A 16,627-nucleotide genomic window follows, 5' to 3' on the forward strand; every position below is an offset into this window, starting at 1 on the left:
GGGAATCGCATGTCCTCCGGGGCTCGCGCGTCCGTCATCCGGCGGAGGTCGGTCATCCGGCGGAGGGTCGGTCAACGGGCGGATGGCGAGGGGTGCTCACCGGCCGGGCCTGCCTCTTCGCGGCGGGCGCGGGCTTCGCGGGCCGGGGAGGAGGACGGGGCCGCAGGCGCTCGTAGTGGGTGAGCACCCGGTCCACGTAGAACTCCGTCTCCCCGTTACGGGGAACACGGCCATTCACGTTGCCGGGCCCGGCGTTGTAGGCGGCCACGGCGAGCCGCACGTTGCCCCGGTAGCGCTCCAGTTGCTCGGCGAGGTAGCGCGCGCTGCCATCGAGGGCGGGTGCCGGCTCGAAGGGGTCCTCCACGCGCAGCAGGCTCGCGGTGGAGGGCATGAGCTGGCCGGGGCCCATGGCGCCCGCGGGGGAGATGCGGTGCGGCCGGGTGTTGGACTCCACCTCGACGAGCGCCTCCAGCAGGCCGGAGGGGATGCGGTGGCGGCGCTCGGTGTCGCGGATGAGGGGCGTGAGCTCCGGGTGCCCCTCGAGCAGGCACGAGGGCCGGTGGCGCGCGTAGGCGGCGAGGGCGTGGGCCTTCTGCTCCAGGAAGGACAGGGAGAAGGGGGACACGGAGGTGTCGCCGAAGAAGGCCACCGCGAGGTTGAGCAGCACGAGCGGCAGCAGGGCGCACAGCGCCACCTTCACCCAAGGAAACCCGCTGTCCCGTCTCCGCCGCACAGCTTCCTTCCATACGGGCGGCCGGGCCTCCCGTCCAACTTCCGGCGGGCGGGCCGGGGCCCTGGGCGAGCCAGCGTCCTGGTCCTCGTGCCCGCCCCACGCAACGGGACGGGATGGTCATTATTTTGACGAACGGATGAGCAGCATTTCAGGCGGGACGCCGCGGGGGCCCGGGGCGTCTCGCGAGGAGCGGACGAGATGATCGGCATTCCACTGGGCCTGGTGTACTCCAACTTCGGGGAGTGGCTGCTGCACCGGTACGTGCTGCACGGGCTGGGCAAGAGACACAAGAGCTTCTGGAGCTTCCACTGGCACGAGCACCACCAGCGCTCACGGCGTCACGAGATGGTGGACGCGCAGTACCGGGGACCCTTGTGGAGCTGGACGCCGCAGAGCAAGGAGGTGCTGGGGCTGGCGGCCATCGTGGTGGGCCACCTTCCCCTGCTCAAATGGGCGCCGTGGTTCGTGGCCACGGTATGGGCCTCGACGGTGCTGTACTACGTGGTGCATCGGCGGGCGCACCTGGACGAGAACTGGGCGCGCGAGCACCTGCCGTGGCACTACGATCACCACATGGGGAAGGACCAGAACGCCAACTGGTGCGTGACGTACCCGCTCTTCGACTACGTGATGGGAACGCGCCGCAAGTACCTGGGGACGCCCGCCCTGGCCGAGGCCCGGGTCCCCGCTGCGTGAGAGAACCCTCTCCCGAGGGAAGGGGAGAGGGCCTCGTGGACTCCGGGGGCTGTTTCAGGTGGACGGCGTCGAAGACGTCTCCGCCGCCGGAGCCGAGTCCGTCGGAGGCGGGGCGCTCATGGCGGCCTGGGCGCGGCGGGCCATCTCCTTCGGGGTGAGGTCCTCCTTGTGGGTGGCGATCTGCCACTGGTGGCCGAAGGGATCGATGACGATGCCGTAGCGATCGCCCCAGAACGCGTCGCCGATGGGCATCGCGACCTTGGCGCCCGTGGCCAGCGCCTGGTTGTACAGCGCGTCCGCGTCACGCGTGTAGATGAGCAGGCTCGACGAGATGCCGCCGACGCTCAGGGGCGAGCGGGAGCCCATGCCGGGGAACTCGTCCGAGTACATCACGATGGAGTCGCCGATGCGGAACTCGCCGTGGAGGATCTTCCCGTCCGGCGTCGTCATCGCCTTGCCCACTTCCTTGGCGCCGAAGGCCTTCTTGTAGAACTCGAGGGCCTCCTGCGCGCCCTTCACCACGAGGCTCGGCGTGATGATGTGGTAGCCCTTCGGAATCGGCTGGGCCTTGGCCTTCTTCGCGGGCACCTTCTTGGCCGCGGCCTTCTTGGCCGCCGCCACCTTGCTCGTCACCTTGCCGGCCATCTTCTTGGCCGCCGTCCGAATCTTCTCCGCTGCCTTCTTCGTGGCCTTCTTCATCGCCATGGTTCACCCCTTGGGGACTTCACATCGCGGTTGCGGACGGAAACCATGAAACGAAACCGCGCCGCCTTCAACGGAGATCCTCACGGGAGCCATGGGCCGGCCCTGGAGTGGCCACTGGTTCATAGGGGGCCCGGACGGAACACGCGGTAGAGGAACTCGGTGCCCGGGGCGCCAGTTAACAATCCGGCTCGGCCCTCCCGCTTGCGCCGGCTCGCGCACTCCAGCGCCATGGCGATGGTGGGATCCGCCAGGACCTCGGTGCCGCGCGTGGCCGTCAGCACGTTGTTCTGGTCGATGCCCGTCAACGCGTTCACGCCAAAGGGCGCCACTGGAGAGAGTTCCACGGCGTCGAAGCCCTCCGCCGCCGCGAAGGCCCGTGCGTCCAGCTCCGTCAGGACGCGGGCGTCCGCGGTGTCGGCCCGCACCAGGCCGTTGCGTTCGACGAGGCGCAGTGCGTCCGCCCACGTCACCGAGCGGCTGCGCTCACGCATCACGTGCAGCAGCAGGGAGGCCAGCTCCGAGCCGGGCAGCTCGTCCACGAGAATCCGCGTGAGCTCCGCGCTGCCAGCGCGCCGCGCGACGGCTTTGGCGATCTGCTTCGTGGTCGGCCGCTCTTTTCCCATGCCTGGACCCTCATCCTCGTGTTGCCGGGCTGCCTCACTCCTGGTCTGGCCCCCGCCTGGCCAGGCCCAGGGGCCAGGATTGACAAATTAGCGTAATCCGATAATCAAGGAATCCAGTATTTCGCAGGGTGGAGAGGCACCGGGATGATCCAGGTCGAGGGGCTCACGAAGTACTACGGAGAGCATGCGGCGATCCGGGATGTCTCCTTCACCATCGGCAAGGGCGAGGTCATCGGTTTCCTGGGGCTCAACGGGGCGGGGAAGACGACGACGTTGAAGATCCTCGGGTGCGTGCTGTTGCCCACCTCGGGGCGCGTGGTGATCGACGGCCATGACGCGGTGCGAGCGCCGCACGAGGTGCGCAAGCGCATCGGGTTCCTGCCGGATACGCCGCCGCTCTATGACGAGATGACGGTGGGCGCGTACCTCGCCTACGTGGCGCAGTTGCGCGGGGTGTCGGCCAGGGACGTGCGCGCCCGTGTCGCCGAGGCGGAGGAGCAGACGGCGCTGCGCGAGATGGACGGGACGCTCATCTCCATGCTCAGCCACGGCTACCGGCAGCGCGTGGGCGTGGCTCAGGCGCTGGTGCACAAGCCGGCCTTCCTCATCCTGGACGAGCCCACCAGCGGTCTGGATCCCGCGCAGATCCGCGGCATGCGTGAGCTCATCCGCACGCTGAAGGGCTCTCACACGGTGCTCGTCTCCAGCCACATCCTCCCGGAGATCAGCGAGACGTGTGACCGGCTGCTCGTCATCAGTGGAGGCCAGCTGGTGGCGCAGGGAACGGAGGAGGCGCTGGCGCGCGAGCTGGGCGGTGGCACCATCGAGGTGGAGGTGCGTGGGGACCGGGCCAGGGCCCTGGAGGTGCTGGCGGAGTTCGGGCCGGCGAGCGTGGTGCAGGAGGAGGGTGGAGTGCTCGCCCTGCGCGTGGAGGCCTCGCCGGACCTGCGGCCCCGTGTGGCGCGGGCGCTGATGGTCGCGGGGCTGGAGCTGCTCCGCCTGGAGCGTGGCAGCCAGCGGCTGGAGTCCATCTTCCTGAATCTCACCCGGAGCGGCGGGGTGGTTCCCAAGGCGGTGGCATCGTGAAGGCCCTTCTGATCGCCCGCCGCGAGCTCGCGGGCTACCTGCACACGCTCAGCGGCTACATCATCCTCGCGTCGATCCTCGCGTTGAACGGGCTGTTCTTCAACGCGTTCGCGCTCGGCAAGGCGATGGAGCGCTCCTCGACGGTGCTCTCCCACTTCTTCTACTACTCGAGCGGCTTCACCATCGTCGCCTCGGTGTTCATCTCCATGCGGCTGCTGGCCGAGGAGCGGCAGGCGGGCACCTTGTCGCTGTTGTACTCCTCGCCCGTGAAGGATTGGGACATCGTCCTGGGCAAGTACCTGGCGGGGCTGGCCTTCCTGGCGCTGTACCTGGTGTGCACGCTCTACATGCCGCTGCTCATCATGGTGCACGGGAAGGTGTCCGCCGGGCACATCTTCGCGGGCTACCTGGGGCTGCTGCTGCTGGGCAGTGCGTCGCTGGCGGTGGGGACGTTCGGCTCGTCCCTGGCGCGCAACCAGACGATGGCCGCCTTCCTCACCGCGGTGATGCTGGTGGCGCTCATCCTGTGCTGGTTGCTGGCGCGCATCGCCGGGCAGCCGCTCGCGGACGTGTTCAGCGCGCTGTCGCTGTGGAACCAGCACTTCCCCACGTTCCAGAGCGGCCAGGTGCGCGTCCGGGACGTGACGTACTACCTGTTGCTCACCTACGTGGCGCTCTTCGGGGCCACCCGGGTGCTCGAAGCGCGGAGGTGGCGATGAGCCCCCGGGGAAGCAGCCGTCCGCTGAGCCTCGCCTTCGCGGGGGTGCTGTTGCTCGGCCTCATCGCCGAGCGCATCGCCGGCGCGGGCAGTGGGCTCACCGCCGTCGGGGTGGTGCGCACCGCGCTGTTGCTGGGAATCATCGCCCGGGGCGCCATGTGGATGGTCCGGGCGGAGGGCGAGCGCGAGGTGCTGTGGCGCTGGGTGCTGGCCTGCTACGCGGCGGGCCTCGCCGGACTGCTGCTCTACACCGCGCAGTCGGAGCTGGGGGCGCGGCTGCTCGGCGTGTCGTTGGCGGAGTCCTCGCCGGGGCTGGCGGTGGTCTTCCAGGCGCTCTTCCCGGCCCTGCTCGTCTCGTCACTGGTGCCGCTGGCGCTGCTGGAGTCCTCCCTCGCGGCCATGGCCCGCGCTCCGGTGCTGGAGACGGACAGGGCGCGCGGGGCGCTCTTCTCCGGGGTGGGGACGGCCTCCGTGCTCGTCTTCGCCTGCTCGACCCTGTACGTGGCCACCCAGCTCGACACGGGGTGGGACCTGTCCTACTTCCGCACCACGCGGCCGGGCGAGTCCACGCGCAAGGTGGTCCAGGCGCTCACCGAGCCCATCCGCGCCACGCTCTTCTTCCCGCCTGCCAGTGAGGAGGGGGAGCTGGTGGCCCAGTACTTCCGCGAGCTGGCCCAGGCGTCCCCGCTGCTCCAGGTGGAGCGGTTGGACCAGGCGATGGAGCCGGCCCGCGCCCGCGCCATGGGGGTGATGACCAACGGCTTCCTCGTCCTCTCGCGCGGCGAGCAGCACGAGATGTACACGGTGGGCCTGGAGCCCGAGCGCTCCCGCGCGCAGCTCGCGCGGCTGGACCAGGCGGTGCACCGGCGGCTGCTGCTGGTGTCGCGGCCCAAGCACGTGCTCTACCTCACCACCGGCCATGGCGAGCGGGGGGATGCGCGGCCGGTGCCGGGCGTGCCTGCGCCTCCGGGCCTCGGCGACTTCAAGGACTTCCTGCACGCGCACAACGTGGTGGTGCGCTCGCTGAGCGTGGCCGAGGGATTGGGCAACGAGGTGCCGCCCGACGCGGCCGCCGTGGTCATCCCCGGTGCCACGCAGGAGCTTCTGCCGGGAGAGGTGACCGCCCTGCGCGACTACCTGGACAGGGGAGGGCGGTTGTGGCTCGCGCTGGAGCCGGATGGGCCTGCGCACGCCGGGCTGCTGGCTCCGCTGGGGTTGAAGTTCGTGGGCACTCCGCTGGCCAATGATCAGGCCTTCTTCCGCTCCACGCGCCAGTTGAGCGATCGCGCCAATCTGGGCACCGCCCTCTACTCGGCGCACCCGTCCGTGGCCACCCTGTCCTCGCTGGGGCCACAGGCTCCCGTGGCCTTCCCGGGCGCGGGCCTGCTCGAGCCCGAGCTGCCGCCACCGGCTGGGGTGAGCCATGACGTGACGGTGTGGGCGCACGAGGCGACGTTCCCGGACATGGACCGGGACTTCACCCAGGACCCGGGCGAGGAGCGCCGCGGGTGGCCCTTGATGGTGGCGGTCCAGAAGATGGGCCGCGGCCAGGAGCCCGCCCGGGTGGTGGTGATGGCGGACGTGGACGCCCTGGCGGATGGCGTGCTGCCCACCATGGGCAACGCCTACCTCGCGCTGGATGCGCTGCGCTGGCTCACCGGGGACGAGTCCATCTCGGGCACGGTGTCCAACGAGGAAGACGTCGCCCTGCGGCACACGCGCGAGCAGGACGTCATCTGGTTCTACGCGACGGTCTTCCTGGCACCGGCGATGGTGCTGGGGACGGGGTTCTTCGTGACACGGCGGCGGGGCCAACGCGCGCCGCGCATGCCGGAAGGAGGTGGGCGATGAACGCGCGGGCGATGCTGCTGCAGGTGGTGCTCGCGGTCCTGGCGCTGGTGGCCGCCGTGCTCGTCTGGCAACGCGGGTCCGCGGGCCTGCCCGGCGAGGTCACCGTGCTGGAGGTCTCCAGCCGTGCGCTCCAGCGGGTGCGCTTCGACGACGAGGCCCGCGTGGTGGAGCTGTTCCGGGACGAGCGCGACGCGGCGACGCTCTGGGTGCGCCTGGGCGAGCAGTCGGGTGAGCTGCGCGGGAACGAGATGGCGAAGAGCCTCTTCGCCAGCGTCGCGCCGCTCAAGGCCGTCCGGGACCTGGGCATGCAGGACGCGAGGAAGCTCGAGGAGATGGGCCTCACCGGCAGCCCGCGCAAGCTGACGCTGACGGCGGCGGGCCGGGAGCATGTCTTCACGCTCGGGGCGCGGCTGGGGGAGGAGGTGCCCAATCCCTACGCGCGCCGCGAGGACGGCTCCGTCTTCCTGCTGGGGCCCTCGCTCGTGCCGCAGTTGGAGAGCGCGGCGGCCATCCTCGTGGATCGCCGGATGCACACCTTCGAGCTGGGCGAGTTCGACGCCTTCACCGTCTTCCAGGGGGCACACTCGCGCTCCTTCGTCGTGCGGGGTGCGCCCCCGGAGCCGGTGACGGTCGCGCCCCAGCGGACGCCGGAGGCGCCGGACGAGCTGGCCCGGGCCTGGTTGGATCGCGTGTGGCGGTTGCCGCCGCGGGACATGCTCGGCCGGGGCGAGGAGCCTCCCGGTGGTGAGCCCGAGGAGGTGTTCCGCGTGGAGTTCAAGCGCGGCGGCAGGCGCCTGGGTCACCTCACCGTCGCGCGTGGCGCGGAGGGGGACTTCTTCGCTCGCACCGAGCACACCGCGGGCTGGGTCCGGCTGCTCAGCGGCGTGGATGCGCTGGCGGCCATGGCCGTCACGGTGGCTTCGGGGAGCTGAGGCGGGGAGCGGAAGCGGGAGACGCTGGAGCGGTGAGCCGTGGGGTCCCGGGGCGGCGTCTCCACCGCCCTCGGCCGGACCCTTCGGCTTCGTGCCGCGGACTCAGTAACAGGACCAGGGCGACCAGCCCCGCGCCTGCTGCATCTTGTGCGCCGACTCGGCCTGGCCGGGGGCGCACCAGTTGAAGCCATACTGATTCCGCTCGGCTTCGCCCATCTGGAAGAGGCCCTTGTACTGGCTGCCGTAGTTGTAGTGCGCCTTGGTGCCACCGCCGTAGGCGCAGCAGTTCGCCCAGTAGCCGCTCTCGCACTTGGCGACCCGCATCGCGGTGTCGCCGCGCGCGCCATCGCCGAACCAGTTGCGGATCGCCCGGATCACCCCACCGCCCTCCGGGCCATTGCCGTACGCGTCACCCTGGGCACCGGTGCAGGTGATGGCCTCCTGCTCCTCGACGCCCAGTTCCTCGGCCGTGAGCTCCTCTTCAGGGGGGCCTCCACAACCGATGAGGGAGAGGGCCGTACACGCCGAGACGCCAAGGACGATGAGACGCTTCATGAGGGGATCTCCGGGGGATTCGAGATGGAGCATTGTTATTCCTGAGTTCCAAGGAATTCAATGAAGCCCCAAAAGCCCTGCGACATTTGTCACAGCGACATTTGTCGCGGCGCTGTCTGTCTCGAGCCCCTATCGCTCATCCCCCTGTCTGGAGTTGGCCCCGGGGCCGCGTCTGCTCGTAGATGCGGCGGAGCGTCTCCACGCCGGGGGTCAACTCGCGCCGGGCCATGGCGTGAACGGCCTCGAGCAGGTGCGCGTTCACCGGCACGGCAACGCCGTGGGCCTTGCCTCGCTGGACCACCTCGCCGTTGAGGTAGTCCACGGGCGGCTCACGGCCCCGCTCGATGGCCGCCAGCATGGACGAGCGCAGCCGCCGGTACCGCGCGCCGATGGCCAGGAGCATCGCGTGCCGGCCCACGAGGCTGAGCGAGCCCCGCGCGTGCTGCTCGGACTCCTTCAAGGTGAGCCACTCGAGGTCCACCGTGGAGGCCACCTTCTCCAGCTTCACGTTCTCGGCGCGGGCCACCTGGAAGACCTCGGTGAAGATCTCCATGGCGAGCCGCCGGACGAAACGGTGCAGGAGGAGCGGCCCCACCCTGCTCCCTCCCACGGTGCCCAGGGTGGAGATGGCGCAGTTGATCGCCAGCTTGCTCCACCGCGCGCCGCGCAGGTTGTCCGTGAAGGCCACGTCGCTCACCGCGCGCAGCACTTCCGCCAACCGGGCCAGCCTCGGGTCCTGCCCGCCGGAGAGGGCTCCCACCGCGAAGCCTCCCGAGGAGGTCCGCTCGTAGACTCCAGTCCCCGGGGACGACGCGCCCCAGGCCACGATGGCGCCGAGCACCCGTTCCTCGCCCACCACCCGGGCCACCAACTCCTCGCACAGCCCGTTCTGCAGCACCACCATGGCCCCCCCGGACGCCAGCAGGTGGGCGGTGTCCCGGGCGGCGGCCTCCACGCCGTTGGGCGGCGTGGCGAGCAGGATGAAGTCGTAGGCCCCCTCGGGGGGAGGCTCGACGAAGACCTCCAGGTGTCCGCGGACGGTGCGCTCGCCCTTCTCGTCGCGCAGCACCGGGCCGCGCGTCCGGAGCACGCGGGCGATCTCCTCGCGGCGTGCCACCGCGGTCACATTCCCGCCGGCCTCCATCAAGCGGGAGAGAATGACACCGCCGATTCCGCCACAACCGACGACGAGGACTCGGGAAGCTGTCTGTGCTGGGTCCATGGCCGCCGTTGCCTACCACGAGCCGTGCCCGGACACGTGGACGCTTCGCCAGGAAGTCCGTGCCGGCATCGACGGTTGTTTCCCGGCCCGTGAAGCCGCCGGGGCCTGGTCCCCATTGAACGAGATATCCGACACCCCCCCGCGCTAATATTCCCGCCTTTCGTGGCCCCCCGGCCCCCTTCACGCCCCCCGCCCATGACCGCTCGCACCGAAAACCTGAATGTCGTCGGCATCGACCAGATGCCCTCTCCCGCCGAGATCAAGACGCGCGTGCCGTTGACCGGGCGTGCGGCCGAGGCCGTGCTCGCCGGGCGCCGCGCGCTGATGGACATCCTGGACCGCGAGGACCCGCGCCTGTTCGTCATCGTGGGCCCGTGCTCCATCCATGACCCGGCGGCCGGTATCGACTACGCGCGGCGGTTGCGCCAGCTCGCCGACAGGGTGCGGGACACGTTCCACGTGGTGATGCGCGTGTACTTCGAGAAGCCGCGTACCTCCACCGGCTGGAAGGGGTTCATCAACGATCCGCGGATGGATGACTCCTTCCGCATCGAGGAGGGGATGGAGCGGGGCCGCCGCTTCCTGCTGGACGTGGCCGAGCTCGGCCTGCCGGCGGCCACCGAGGCGTTGGATCCGATCGCGCCGCAGTACTACGGCGATCTGATCTCCTGGACGGCGATTGGCGCGCGCACCGCGGAGTCGCAGACGCACCGCGAGATGGCCTCGGGGCTGTCGACGCCGGTGGGGTTCAAGAACAGCACCGACGGCTCGCTGGAGGCGGGGGTGAACGGCGTCCTCTCGGCCTCGCGGCCGCACAGCTTCCTGGGACTCAACGAGCGGGGCGAGTCGGCCATCATCCGGACGCGGGGCAACGGCTACGGGCACCTGGTGCTCCGGGGTGGAGGCGGGCGGCCCAACTACGACACGGTGTCCGTCTCGCTCGCCGAGCAGGCGCTCGCCAAGGCGAAGCTGCCGGGCAACATCGTGGTGGACTGCTCGCACTCCAACTCGTGGAAGAAGCCGGAGCTGCAGCCGCTGGTGATGCGCGACGTGATGCACCAGATTCGCGAGGGCAACCGCTCGGTGGTGGGCGTGATGATCGAGAGCTTCATCGAGGCCGGCACCCAGCCCATCCCCGCGGACCTGACGCAGCTGCGCTACGGCTGCTCGGTGACGGATGCGTGCGTGAGCTGGGAGACCACCGAGGAGATGCTGCTGGGCGCCCACGATGTGCTGCGAGGCTCACTGCCGAAGCGCCGCGCGGCGTGAGCCCATGTTCCCCGTGATGGGGTGCCGAGGCTCAGCGCCCGCCGCGTTTGCGCGCCGGAGCCACCTTCCGAGCCGGGCGCTTCGGCGAGCTCTTGCCGGCCGGGCGCTTCGCCGCGCCGCCGGCTCCCTTCCGGGCAGCGGCCTTCCGGGGTGCCGCCTTCTTGGCGGGCTGCCGGTGCGGGGTCAGGAGCGTCTCCAGGGCCCTCATCGCGTCCACGGTGGTGAAGATGCCCTCCACGCGGCCCTCCTGGGCGACGACGGCGGAGCCGTACTTGTGCAGGGCCATGGTGCGCGCCACCTCGAGCAGCGGAGTCCCCGGTGGCACCGTATAGGCCTCCTGGGCCATGGCCTCCTCCACCGCGACCTCCTTCGGGTCCACGCCCTTGAGGGTCTCGATGAGGTGCAGGTCCCTCATGGAGACCATTCCCACCAGCTTTCCGCCCTCCAGCACGGGCAGGTGGCGGATGGCGTGCTCGTTCATCAGCCGATGCGCCTCGGCCAGGGGGCTCTGCGCACCAATGGTGTGCACGACTCGGGTCATGAAGTCATCGACGACATGGGTCATGGCGGTCCCTCGTGTGTTCTCCCGCTTCAAGCTAGCAAGCCGCTGGCCATCCTGAAGCCCGGAGCTTCCGGCGGCGGGGCCCATCTGTTCGGCGCGCATCGTCTGCGTCTGGGCCCGAGAGTGGCGCAAGGGCTGCGTCCGGTTCCCTCGCGGTGGGGGCACGGGGCCTCGTGTGATTCGTGACATGACTCCGGCGGTCATCTACAGTGGGGTGACCGCAGAAGACACACGAGAGGAGTCCCCCGAATGCAGTCCGCGACCGCGCTCCCCGGCTTCGAGCGCCTGTTGGAGGTGTGCCAGCGCCGGGCCCATCCCCTGAAGCTGGAGCCGCCGCTCCCGTCCAGTGGCCCGGTTGCGTCGTCCGTGGCCGGGCAGCCGATGGACCCCCAACTGGCGGCCCTGTATGCGCGCGCGGGCTTTCTCTGGGTGAGGGATGAGCTGTACCTCTTCCCCGCGCGGCATGAGCATCGGCCCGAGCTGCACCGGGTGAACGCGCACTGGCGCAAGGATTGGGTGGCGCCGTTCGGCTCGCTGCTCGTCTTCGCGAAGGACGACCGGCTGGCCTACTGCTACGCCACGGTGCCGTCGCTGGCGGATGGGCGGGGCGTGCAGCCGGTGGTGTGGGTCGACGTCTACGAGGCGTTGTACGCCGTCCCCGTCGCCTCGTGTGTGGACCACTTCTTCACCACCTACGCCCGCTACCTGGAGACCGCTCCGCGACCCCCCGCGGACGAGGAGGACGCTCCTCCACGCAGGAGAACCTTCCCCTGGAACGCTTCCGAGGCCATTGCCCGGGACGCGGAGCTGGTGCGGCGCGTCCAGGCCGGGCACTTCGACTTCCTGATGAAGGAGAGCGCCCGGGCGCGTGAATGGGTGGAGGCGTGGGCGGGCAGGCCTTGGTAGGGGCGTGTGTCCGCACCGTCCACGTACGGCACGCCCTCGGATTCTGTCCGCCTCCTGGGCGCGCTCTTCACGAACTTGTCCAACTGTTGGACAAGTTTGGCGAGACCGTGCCCGGAGCGCTCCCTCTCCCGCTCCATCGGATGGCCTGGTCAGGGCGCAGAACCTGATACGTTGAGGTCCTCCGAGGTAGGCCCCGCGTGTCCACACGACATCCGCCATCCCCCAGCCCCGAGCACCCCATTCTTGTCGGCATGGCGGCCGCCCTGAATCCGCCCGATGACACCTCCCCGCTGCCCGTGGGCACCGTCATTGGCGGAGACGTGGTGGAGGGGGTGCTGGGCCGTGGCGGCTTCGCCACGGTGTACCGGGTGAGAAGTCCCAGCGGCTACGTGTCCGCCCTCAAGTTGCTGCCGCTGGACGAGGGCCCCGAGCGGGCCGAGCGCGCCTGGCGTGAGATGTTGCTGGGCACGCGCCTGAACCACCCCAACCTCGTGCGCCAGTTGGGCGCGGGGAAGTGGCCGCTGGAGAACCCGCGCTATCTGTGGGTCAAGCTGGAGCTGGTGGAGGGCCCCACGCTGGACGCGTGGGGACTGGCGGGCGGGCGCACCGTGGGCGAGGTGATGGAGCGGGTGCTGGAGGTGGCGCGCGCGCTGGCGGTGTCGCACGAAGCGGGAGTCCTCCACCGGGACGTGAAGGAGGCGAACATCCTGGTGAACAAGCACACCGGGCAGGCGGTGCTGGTGGACTTCGGGGTGGGCTGGCACCCGGCGTGCCCCACCCTGACGAAGGGGATGTTTCCTCCGGGCACGCCGGCCTACCGCGCCCCCGAGGCATGGGCCTATGGCCGTGCGCACGCGGGCGAGCCGGGGGCACACTACCGGGCTGGAGTGGGGGATGATTTGTACGCGGTGGGGGTGGTGCTCTACCGGCTGCTGACGGGCCGCTTCCCCTTCCGGCCCGCCGAGCACGGGGGCGAGGACGTGGAGGCGGTGCTGCACCGCGAGCCCCTGCCCCCGCACCTCGTCAACCCACGGGTGCCCCTGGCGGTGGAGGAGGTGTGCCTGCGGCTGTTGGCAAAGACGGCCGAGGCGCGCTACCCGGGCGCGGTGGCGCTGTGCAAGGAACTGGAGGAGCTGCGGGCCCGGACGGACGTGGACTGGGCGCGGGTGCTGTACCCGGAGCGGCGGCGTCCGGAGAAGCCCCGGGCACGCTGGGGCCGACTCCTGGCGGTGGTGGGCGTGGGGTTGGCGGTGGCGTTGGGGGCCTGGTGGCTCGGCTCCAGCCAGGAAGTGGCGCCGGAGGAGCCCACGCCGGAACCTGTGCGGGCCGTGGCCGCGCCTCCTGCCGAGGCGCCTCCTCCCCCGGCCGCCGCCCCGTCGCTGGCGCTCCGAAAGGACAGTGCCCCCGTGAAGCAGCAGCAGACGTCTGGCCCCCAGCCCGAAGCCACCACCAAGCGCCGGGGAGCAGCCATGCGCAACGCATGTCTTGGACTCACCGGCGCCGCCCTCCAGGCCTGCCTGGGCTCGCCGCAGCAGGTACCGTCCGAGCGCCCCGCTCCGCCTCCCCAGGCGTGCCCCACCGGAGCCGTGGAGACCATGACGAACACACTCGGCTTGAGCGTTGGGGAAAGGACGAGCGTGGACTGGAGCGAAGTGCGCGGCAGGGCCGTGCACGTCCAGGAGGACGCGACCCTCCGTGTGGGAGGGGACTGGGAGGCGGGGGCTGATTGGACTGGCAAGGGCTGGAAGGTGGCGCTGCCGGACCAGACCCGCCTCACCGGGAAGCTCTACGTCAAGCAGGGGCGGGTGTACGGCCGCTTCACCGAGGCGCGCACGCCACAAGGGGTGACATACCCGGTGTGCCTGGAGTTGACGGATACGAGTGGCAATGTCGGCCTGGCGCTCCAGCCCGGCAGCGGGCCTGGGAAGATGATGGTAGCCCCCGTCGTGCGAGTGCGGGTGGTGGACCGCTTCCCGTAGGGGAGTCCCGTAGGCGGGACGGACACGACCGGGCAGGAGGTGTGGTAGAGCCCCACTCCTCCGGTCTCGTCCTCGTGAGGTGCCTTCCTCATGCCCGTGCTCTCCGCCGCTGCCCTGTTGCGACTCGTGTTGCTCGCCGTTCCCGTGGACGCCGCACCGCCTGCATGTGAAGCGGGCACGCGCCACCTGGAGCTGACGGCGGACACACCCGGCGAGGCGCTCGCGGTGTGCATCCACCCGGGGCTGCCCACCAATTTCCTCTTCGACGCGAAACTGTGGCGCGTGGAACTGCCCGCCCAGGAACGATTCCGGGTGATAGCGGATGAGACAGGGCTCGCGCTCGTGCCCACGGGGGCGCTCACTCCAGGAGAGCGTGTGCAGGTGCGCTTCACATTCCAGGACGGCGCGGACCCGGCGGGTGTGCGCTTCCTGCTGGTGGTGCACCCCTCCGAGGCCGCGCGGCTGGTACAGGTGACACGCCAGCCGCGCTCGCTCGAGTCCTACCGGGAAGGCGAGCAACAGGCGCAGGCGGAAGCGCGGCAGTGCCGGGAGGACAAGGCGCGCCTGGATGCGGAGTGCAGCGGGCAGCGGGGTCTGTTGGGCCTGCTCGCCCAGAGTCTGCTGGGAGAGGGTGGTATCACCAGCAAGGAAATCGGCCTGAGCGTCATCTCTCGTCCGGGCAATACCCTCGAATCCATGGAGGCGCACAGCTACCGCTTGGACACCGGGCGAGTGGAGGGCGGGCGCAAGATGGTGCGGCTGATGGTGGCGCAGCAGTTACGAAACCACGGGCGCACACCCTGGACACTGGCGGGGGCGGTGCTGGTGGGGCCGAAGGGAGAGGAGTGGAAGGTGCTGGGCGTGTGGACAGATGGGCCCATTCTTCCGGGGAAGAAGCGCAGCGTCGGGGTGGAGGTGGAAATGACGGAGGAAGCGGCACGCGGAACCTTCACCCTGAAGTGGTGGGGCCAGGAGCAGGGTGACAAGGAGGAGTTCTTCGAGGGTGTGGTGTTCCCTTGAAACTTCAGACCTCGATGAATTTGGTGCCGGTGATGCCCTCGGCCTCCATGGCTGTCTTGATGTACTCGGAGACGATGAGGACCACCAGCCAGCCCCAGGGGCGGAAGAGGTGGGCGTCCCCTGTCTTCTCCGGGTCCACCTTCAGACCTCGAACGTTCCGGTATGCGCCTGTCCTGTCTGGCTCGCCATCCTCAGGCCCCCAATAAAACACCTCGTCACACCGGGCATCGTCGATGCAGCGAATGACTTGCAGGGCGTTGAGGATGAACCAGGGCTCCGTTTGCCCCTCCACCTCCACGGGGATGAATTGCACCTCCTTCTGGAGTCCCAGACGCTCGAAGAGCGAGACGACCCGACGGTGGACGACGGGAATCCCCATGGACTCCGTGTATTCGAGTGCAACGCCCGTGGGCTTCACGGACAGACGGATCGGCTCATCGATCTCCAGGACGCGCCCCTCGTTGAATCGCCAGGTGTCGAACAACTCGCGCTTGTCGTCATCAGGCCTGCCTTCGTCCTCACCATCCTTGAAGAGTGGCATTCTCAAATGCCAACGTCCTGGAATGTATTTATCATCATTTATCTTGAAATACCGTCTCGGCCTGGTCATGGCGTCCTCGTGGCCAGCTTGTTGAGCGGAGAGCCCGGCGTGCATACCTCCCCTGCAACCTTGTCGAGCTCCCTCACGAGTTTGGTTCGGCACTCGGCCTGGGATCTACAAGTCCGAAGCGCGTCATTCAATCTCTCGAAAATCTCGCTGTGGTACGCCTTGGGGTGGGGTCCCTTGTGGTCTCGCAGGAAGACGATGTTCGCCGGGTCATCCAGGCTCATACCGGCCTTCTTGAAGAGCCCCTCGAAATCCGGCGTCCAGGGGCCACCGTTGTTCTCCGAGATGTCATTCTTGTTGGTGCACAAGTGGTGGCGCTGGTGACCGTCCTGCCCTGACTCCGCACACGCCCCTGTCGTCCGCGTTGCGCTCACCGCCGACGTCATCGCCGCGGCCGTCGTGTTCGCTGTCGCCCCCATCAGCACCTCCGTTCCGTTCGCCACGCTCACCTGCGCCCTCGTCCCCGCCCCCACCCTCGAGCCGCCCTTCATGCCTCCTCCCGCCATGGCGAAGCGCGGCGGTGACACACTCGCCCACAGCCCTCCCTTCGGCACCTCCGGTAACCCTCGCGCCAGCTTCGCCCCCGCCACCGTCACCAGCACTCTCAGCCCTACTCCTCCCAGCGCCTTGCCGAAGCGCTCGGCCGCTGCCTCCAACTCCTCCCTCGTCCTCGCGCCTTCCGCCTCCCGGTACAGCGTCAGGCACGCCAGCCCTACGTTGTAGAGTTCCGCCGCGCTGTACGTCAGCAGCAGTCCCAGCGTGATTGCTCCGGCCAGGGCCTTGCTGAACACCGGCTCGGGTGCCGCCCAGGCCAGCATGTACAGCGCCAGGGACGTCCCCACCGACAACAGCACGGCCGGTGAGCTGAACAACTCCAGCGCCGCCTCCCCACGCCCGCTCCCATGTAGCGCGGCGAGAGCTTCAGCGCCTGAAACCACCTGGCACCCTCCAGAGAGCCCGGAAGCTCCATCAGGGGAGCGCCCAGCAGCGCCTCGTACTCCTCGCGCACCCGCCGCTCCAGCGCCGAGGGGCGGGTGTCCGACGGAGGCGCCAGGCCCGCCATCGTCCGCGTATGGGCCTCCGACAGCAGGCTCAGCCCTGGCCTCGGCTTCGCCTCCTTGAACTCGCCTTCCAGTGCCGCCACCACCTCGCGCGCCTCCTCC

The 16,627-nt window shown here is 69.7% G+C and carries 16 protein-coding genes and 1 pseudogene; 9 read left to right on the plus strand and 8 right to left on the minus strand.

Translation table 11 applies throughout. The features are described from left to right. Nucleotides 1-52 precede the first annotated feature (52 nt). Nucleotides 53-700: a lytic transglycosylase domain-containing protein gene (locus Q664_RS36490; RefSeq protein WP_043406710.1), complete on the minus strand. Its 648-nt coding sequence runs from the start codon at nucleotides 698-700 to the stop codon at nucleotides 53-55. 231 nt (nucleotides 701-931) lie between these two features. On the opposite strand from Q664_RS36490, the gene Q664_RS36495 reads away from it, so the two are divergent. Further along, nucleotides 932-1,429, plus strand: coding sequence for a sterol desaturase family protein (locus Q664_RS36495; protein ID WP_043406714.1), 498 nt, complete (start codon nucleotides 932-934; stop codon nucleotides 1,427-1,429). A gap of 54 nt (nucleotides 1,430-1,483) precedes the next feature. Here the strand turns inward: Q664_RS36495 and Q664_RS36500 are convergent, their stop codons facing one another. Together Q664_RS36500 and Q664_RS36505 are read right to left on the minus strand one after the other, a co-directional pair. Continuing rightward, entirely contained in the window at nucleotides 1,484-2,134 is a 651-nt protein-coding gene (locus Q664_RS36500) for a VOC family protein (RefSeq protein WP_235217016.1), read from the minus strand. A gap of 119 nt (nucleotides 2,135-2,253) precedes the next feature. Beyond that, nucleotides 2,254-2,757, minus strand: a complete 504-nt coding sequence (locus tag Q664_RS36505) for a hypothetical protein (RefSeq protein ID WP_052519115.1) — start codon at nucleotides 2,755-2,757, stop codon at nucleotides 2,254-2,256. Between the two features lie 144 nt (nucleotides 2,758-2,901). On the opposite strand from Q664_RS36505, the gene Q664_RS36510 reads away from it, so the two are divergent. From Q664_RS36510 to Q664_RS36525, 4 genes are read left to right on the plus strand one after another with little or no spacing between them, the layout of a single operon-like run. Next, the gene (locus tag Q664_RS36510; protein ID WP_043406717.1) at nucleotides 2,902-3,843 is read left to right on the plus strand and encodes an ABC transporter ATP-binding protein; all 942 of its coding nucleotides are present in this window, start codon (nucleotides 2,902-2,904) and stop codon (nucleotides 3,841-3,843) included. Next, a complete protein-coding gene (locus Q664_RS36515; RefSeq protein ID WP_043406719.1) occupies nucleotides 3,840-4,562 on the plus strand; it encodes an ABC transporter permease in 723 nt (240 codons plus the stop codon). Before Q664_RS36510 ends, Q664_RS36515 begins: the two co-directional genes overlap by 4 nt. Further along, complete coding sequence (locus tag Q664_RS36520) at nucleotides 4,559-6,412, plus strand: ABC transporter (RefSeq protein ID WP_043406723.1); 1,854 nt, start codon at nucleotides 4,559-4,561, stop codon at nucleotides 6,410-6,412. The genes Q664_RS36515 and Q664_RS36520 overlap by 4 nt, the downstream gene beginning before the upstream one ends. Beyond that, nucleotides 6,409-7,344: a hypothetical protein gene (locus tag Q664_RS36525; protein ID WP_043406726.1), complete on the plus strand. Its 936-nt coding sequence runs from the start codon at nucleotides 6,409-6,411 to the stop codon at nucleotides 7,342-7,344. Before Q664_RS36520 ends, Q664_RS36525 begins: the two co-directional genes overlap by 4 nt. Nucleotides 7,345-7,446: 102 nt before the next feature. On the opposite strand, the gene Q664_RS36530 is transcribed toward Q664_RS36525, so the two are convergent. Together Q664_RS36530 and Q664_RS36535 are read right to left on the minus strand one after the other, a co-directional pair. Further along, complete coding sequence (locus tag Q664_RS36530; RefSeq protein ID WP_152622546.1) at nucleotides 7,447-7,899, minus strand: hypothetical protein; 453 nt, start codon at nucleotides 7,897-7,899, stop codon at nucleotides 7,447-7,449. A gap of 136 nt (nucleotides 7,900-8,035) precedes the next feature. Further along, nucleotides 8,036-9,121, minus strand: coding sequence for a ketopantoate reductase family protein (locus tag Q664_RS36535; protein WP_043406732.1), 1,086 nt, complete (start codon nucleotides 9,119-9,121; stop codon nucleotides 8,036-8,038). A 195-nt stretch (nucleotides 9,122-9,316) separates the two neighbouring features. Here Q664_RS36535 and Q664_RS36540 point away from each other — a divergent pair, with 195 nt between their 5' ends. Beyond that, nucleotides 9,317-10,390 carry a 3-deoxy-7-phosphoheptulonate synthase gene (locus Q664_RS36540; protein ID WP_043406735.1) on the plus strand — a complete coding sequence of 358 codons (1,074 nt, stop codon included), beginning with the start codon at nucleotides 9,317-9,319 and terminating at the stop codon, nucleotides 10,388-10,390. Between the two features lie 31 nt (nucleotides 10,391-10,421). Here the strand turns inward: Q664_RS36540 and Q664_RS36545 are convergent, their stop codons facing one another. Continuing rightward, the gene (locus tag Q664_RS36545) at nucleotides 10,422-10,955 is read right to left on the minus strand and encodes a CBS domain-containing protein (protein ID WP_063934822.1); all 534 of its coding nucleotides are present in this window, start codon (nucleotides 10,953-10,955) and stop codon (nucleotides 10,422-10,424) included. A 246-nt stretch (nucleotides 10,956-11,201) separates the two neighbouring features. Here Q664_RS36545 and Q664_RS36550 point away from each other — a divergent pair, with 246 nt between their 5' ends. From Q664_RS36550 to Q664_RS36560, 3 genes are all read left to right on the plus strand, one after another. After that, entirely contained in the window at nucleotides 11,202-11,858 is a 657-nt protein-coding gene (locus tag Q664_RS36550; RefSeq protein ID WP_043406738.1) for a hypothetical protein, read from the plus strand. 251 nt (nucleotides 11,859-12,109) lie between these two features. Then, entirely contained in the window at nucleotides 12,110-13,837 is a 1,728-nt protein-coding gene (locus tag Q664_RS36555) for a serine/threonine protein kinase (RefSeq protein WP_043406741.1), read from the plus strand. Between the two features lie 90 nt (nucleotides 13,838-13,927). After that, nucleotides 13,928-14,857 (plus strand): DUF2381 family protein, encoded by a 930-nt coding sequence (locus Q664_RS36560; protein ID WP_043406743.1) that lies wholly within the window; start codon nucleotides 13,928-13,930, stop codon nucleotides 14,855-14,857. Nucleotides 14,858-14,861: 4 nt separating this feature from the next. On the opposite strand, the gene Q664_RS36565 is transcribed toward Q664_RS36560, so the two are convergent. Together Q664_RS36565 and Q664_RS36570 are read right to left on the minus strand one after the other, a co-directional pair. Further along, nucleotides 14,862-15,512, minus strand: coding sequence for an imm11 family protein (locus Q664_RS36565; protein WP_326938769.1), 651 nt, complete (start codon nucleotides 15,510-15,512; stop codon nucleotides 14,862-14,864). Beyond that, nucleotides 15,464-16,627: pseudogene (locus Q664_RS36570) on the minus strand (AHH domain-containing protein); the annotation flags it as partial. The gene Q664_RS36565 and the pseudogene Q664_RS36570, both read right to left, overlap by 49 nt.

Source organism: Archangium violaceum Cb vi76 (assembly GCF_000733295.1).
Taxonomy (GTDB): domain Bacteria; phylum Myxococcota; class Myxococcia; order Myxococcales; family Myxococcaceae; genus Archangium; species Archangium violaceum.

Excerpts from the sequence above, each read along its gene's own strand:
- Q664_RS36495 (WP_043406714.1), top strand. The coding sequence starts at position 932 with ATGATCGGCATTCCACTGGGCCTGGTGTACTCCAACTTCGGGGAGTGG.
- Q664_RS36500 (WP_235217016.1), bottom strand. The coding sequence starts at position 2,134 with ATGGCGATGAAGAAGGCCACGAAGAAGGCAGCGGAGAAGATTCGGACG.
- Q664_RS36505 (WP_052519115.1), bottom strand. The coding sequence starts at position 2,757 with ATGGGAAAAGAGCGGCCGACCACGAAGCAGATCGCCAAAGCCGTCGCG.
- Q664_RS36510 (WP_043406717.1), top strand. The coding sequence starts at position 2,902 with ATGATCCAGGTCGAGGGGCTCACGAAGTACTACGGAGAGCATGCGGCG.
- Q664_RS36520 (WP_043406723.1), top strand. The coding sequence starts at position 4,559 with ATGAGCCCCCGGGGAAGCAGCCGTCCGCTGAGCCTCGCCTTCGCGGGG.
- Q664_RS36525 (WP_043406726.1), top strand. The coding sequence starts at position 6,409 with ATGAACGCGCGGGCGATGCTGCTGCAGGTGGTGCTCGCGGTCCTGGCG.
- Q664_RS36530 (WP_152622546.1), bottom strand. The coding sequence starts at position 7,899 with ATGAAGCGTCTCATCGTCCTTGGCGTCTCGGCGTGTACGGCCCTCTCC.
- Q664_RS36535 (WP_043406732.1), bottom strand. The coding sequence starts at position 9,121 with ATGGACCCAGCACAGACAGCTTCCCGAGTCCTCGTCGTCGGTTGTGGC.
- Q664_RS36540 (WP_043406735.1), top strand. The coding sequence starts at position 9,317 with ATGACCGCTCGCACCGAAAACCTGAATGTCGTCGGCATCGACCAGATG.
- Q664_RS36545 (WP_063934822.1), bottom strand. The coding sequence starts at position 10,955 with ATGACCCATGTCGTCGATGACTTCATGACCCGAGTCGTGCACACCATT.
- Q664_RS36550 (WP_043406738.1), top strand. The coding sequence starts at position 11,202 with ATGCAGTCCGCGACCGCGCTCCCCGGCTTCGAGCGCCTGTTGGAGGTG.
- Q664_RS36555 (WP_043406741.1), top strand. The coding sequence starts at position 12,110 with ATGGCGGCCGCCCTGAATCCGCCCGATGACACCTCCCCGCTGCCCGTG.
- Q664_RS36560 (WP_043406743.1), top strand. The coding sequence starts at position 13,928 with ATGCCCGTGCTCTCCGCCGCTGCCCTGTTGCGACTCGTGTTGCTCGCC.
- Q664_RS36565 (WP_326938769.1), bottom strand. The coding sequence starts at position 15,512 with ATGCACGCCGGGCTCTCCGCTCAACAAGCTGGCCACGAGGACGCCATG.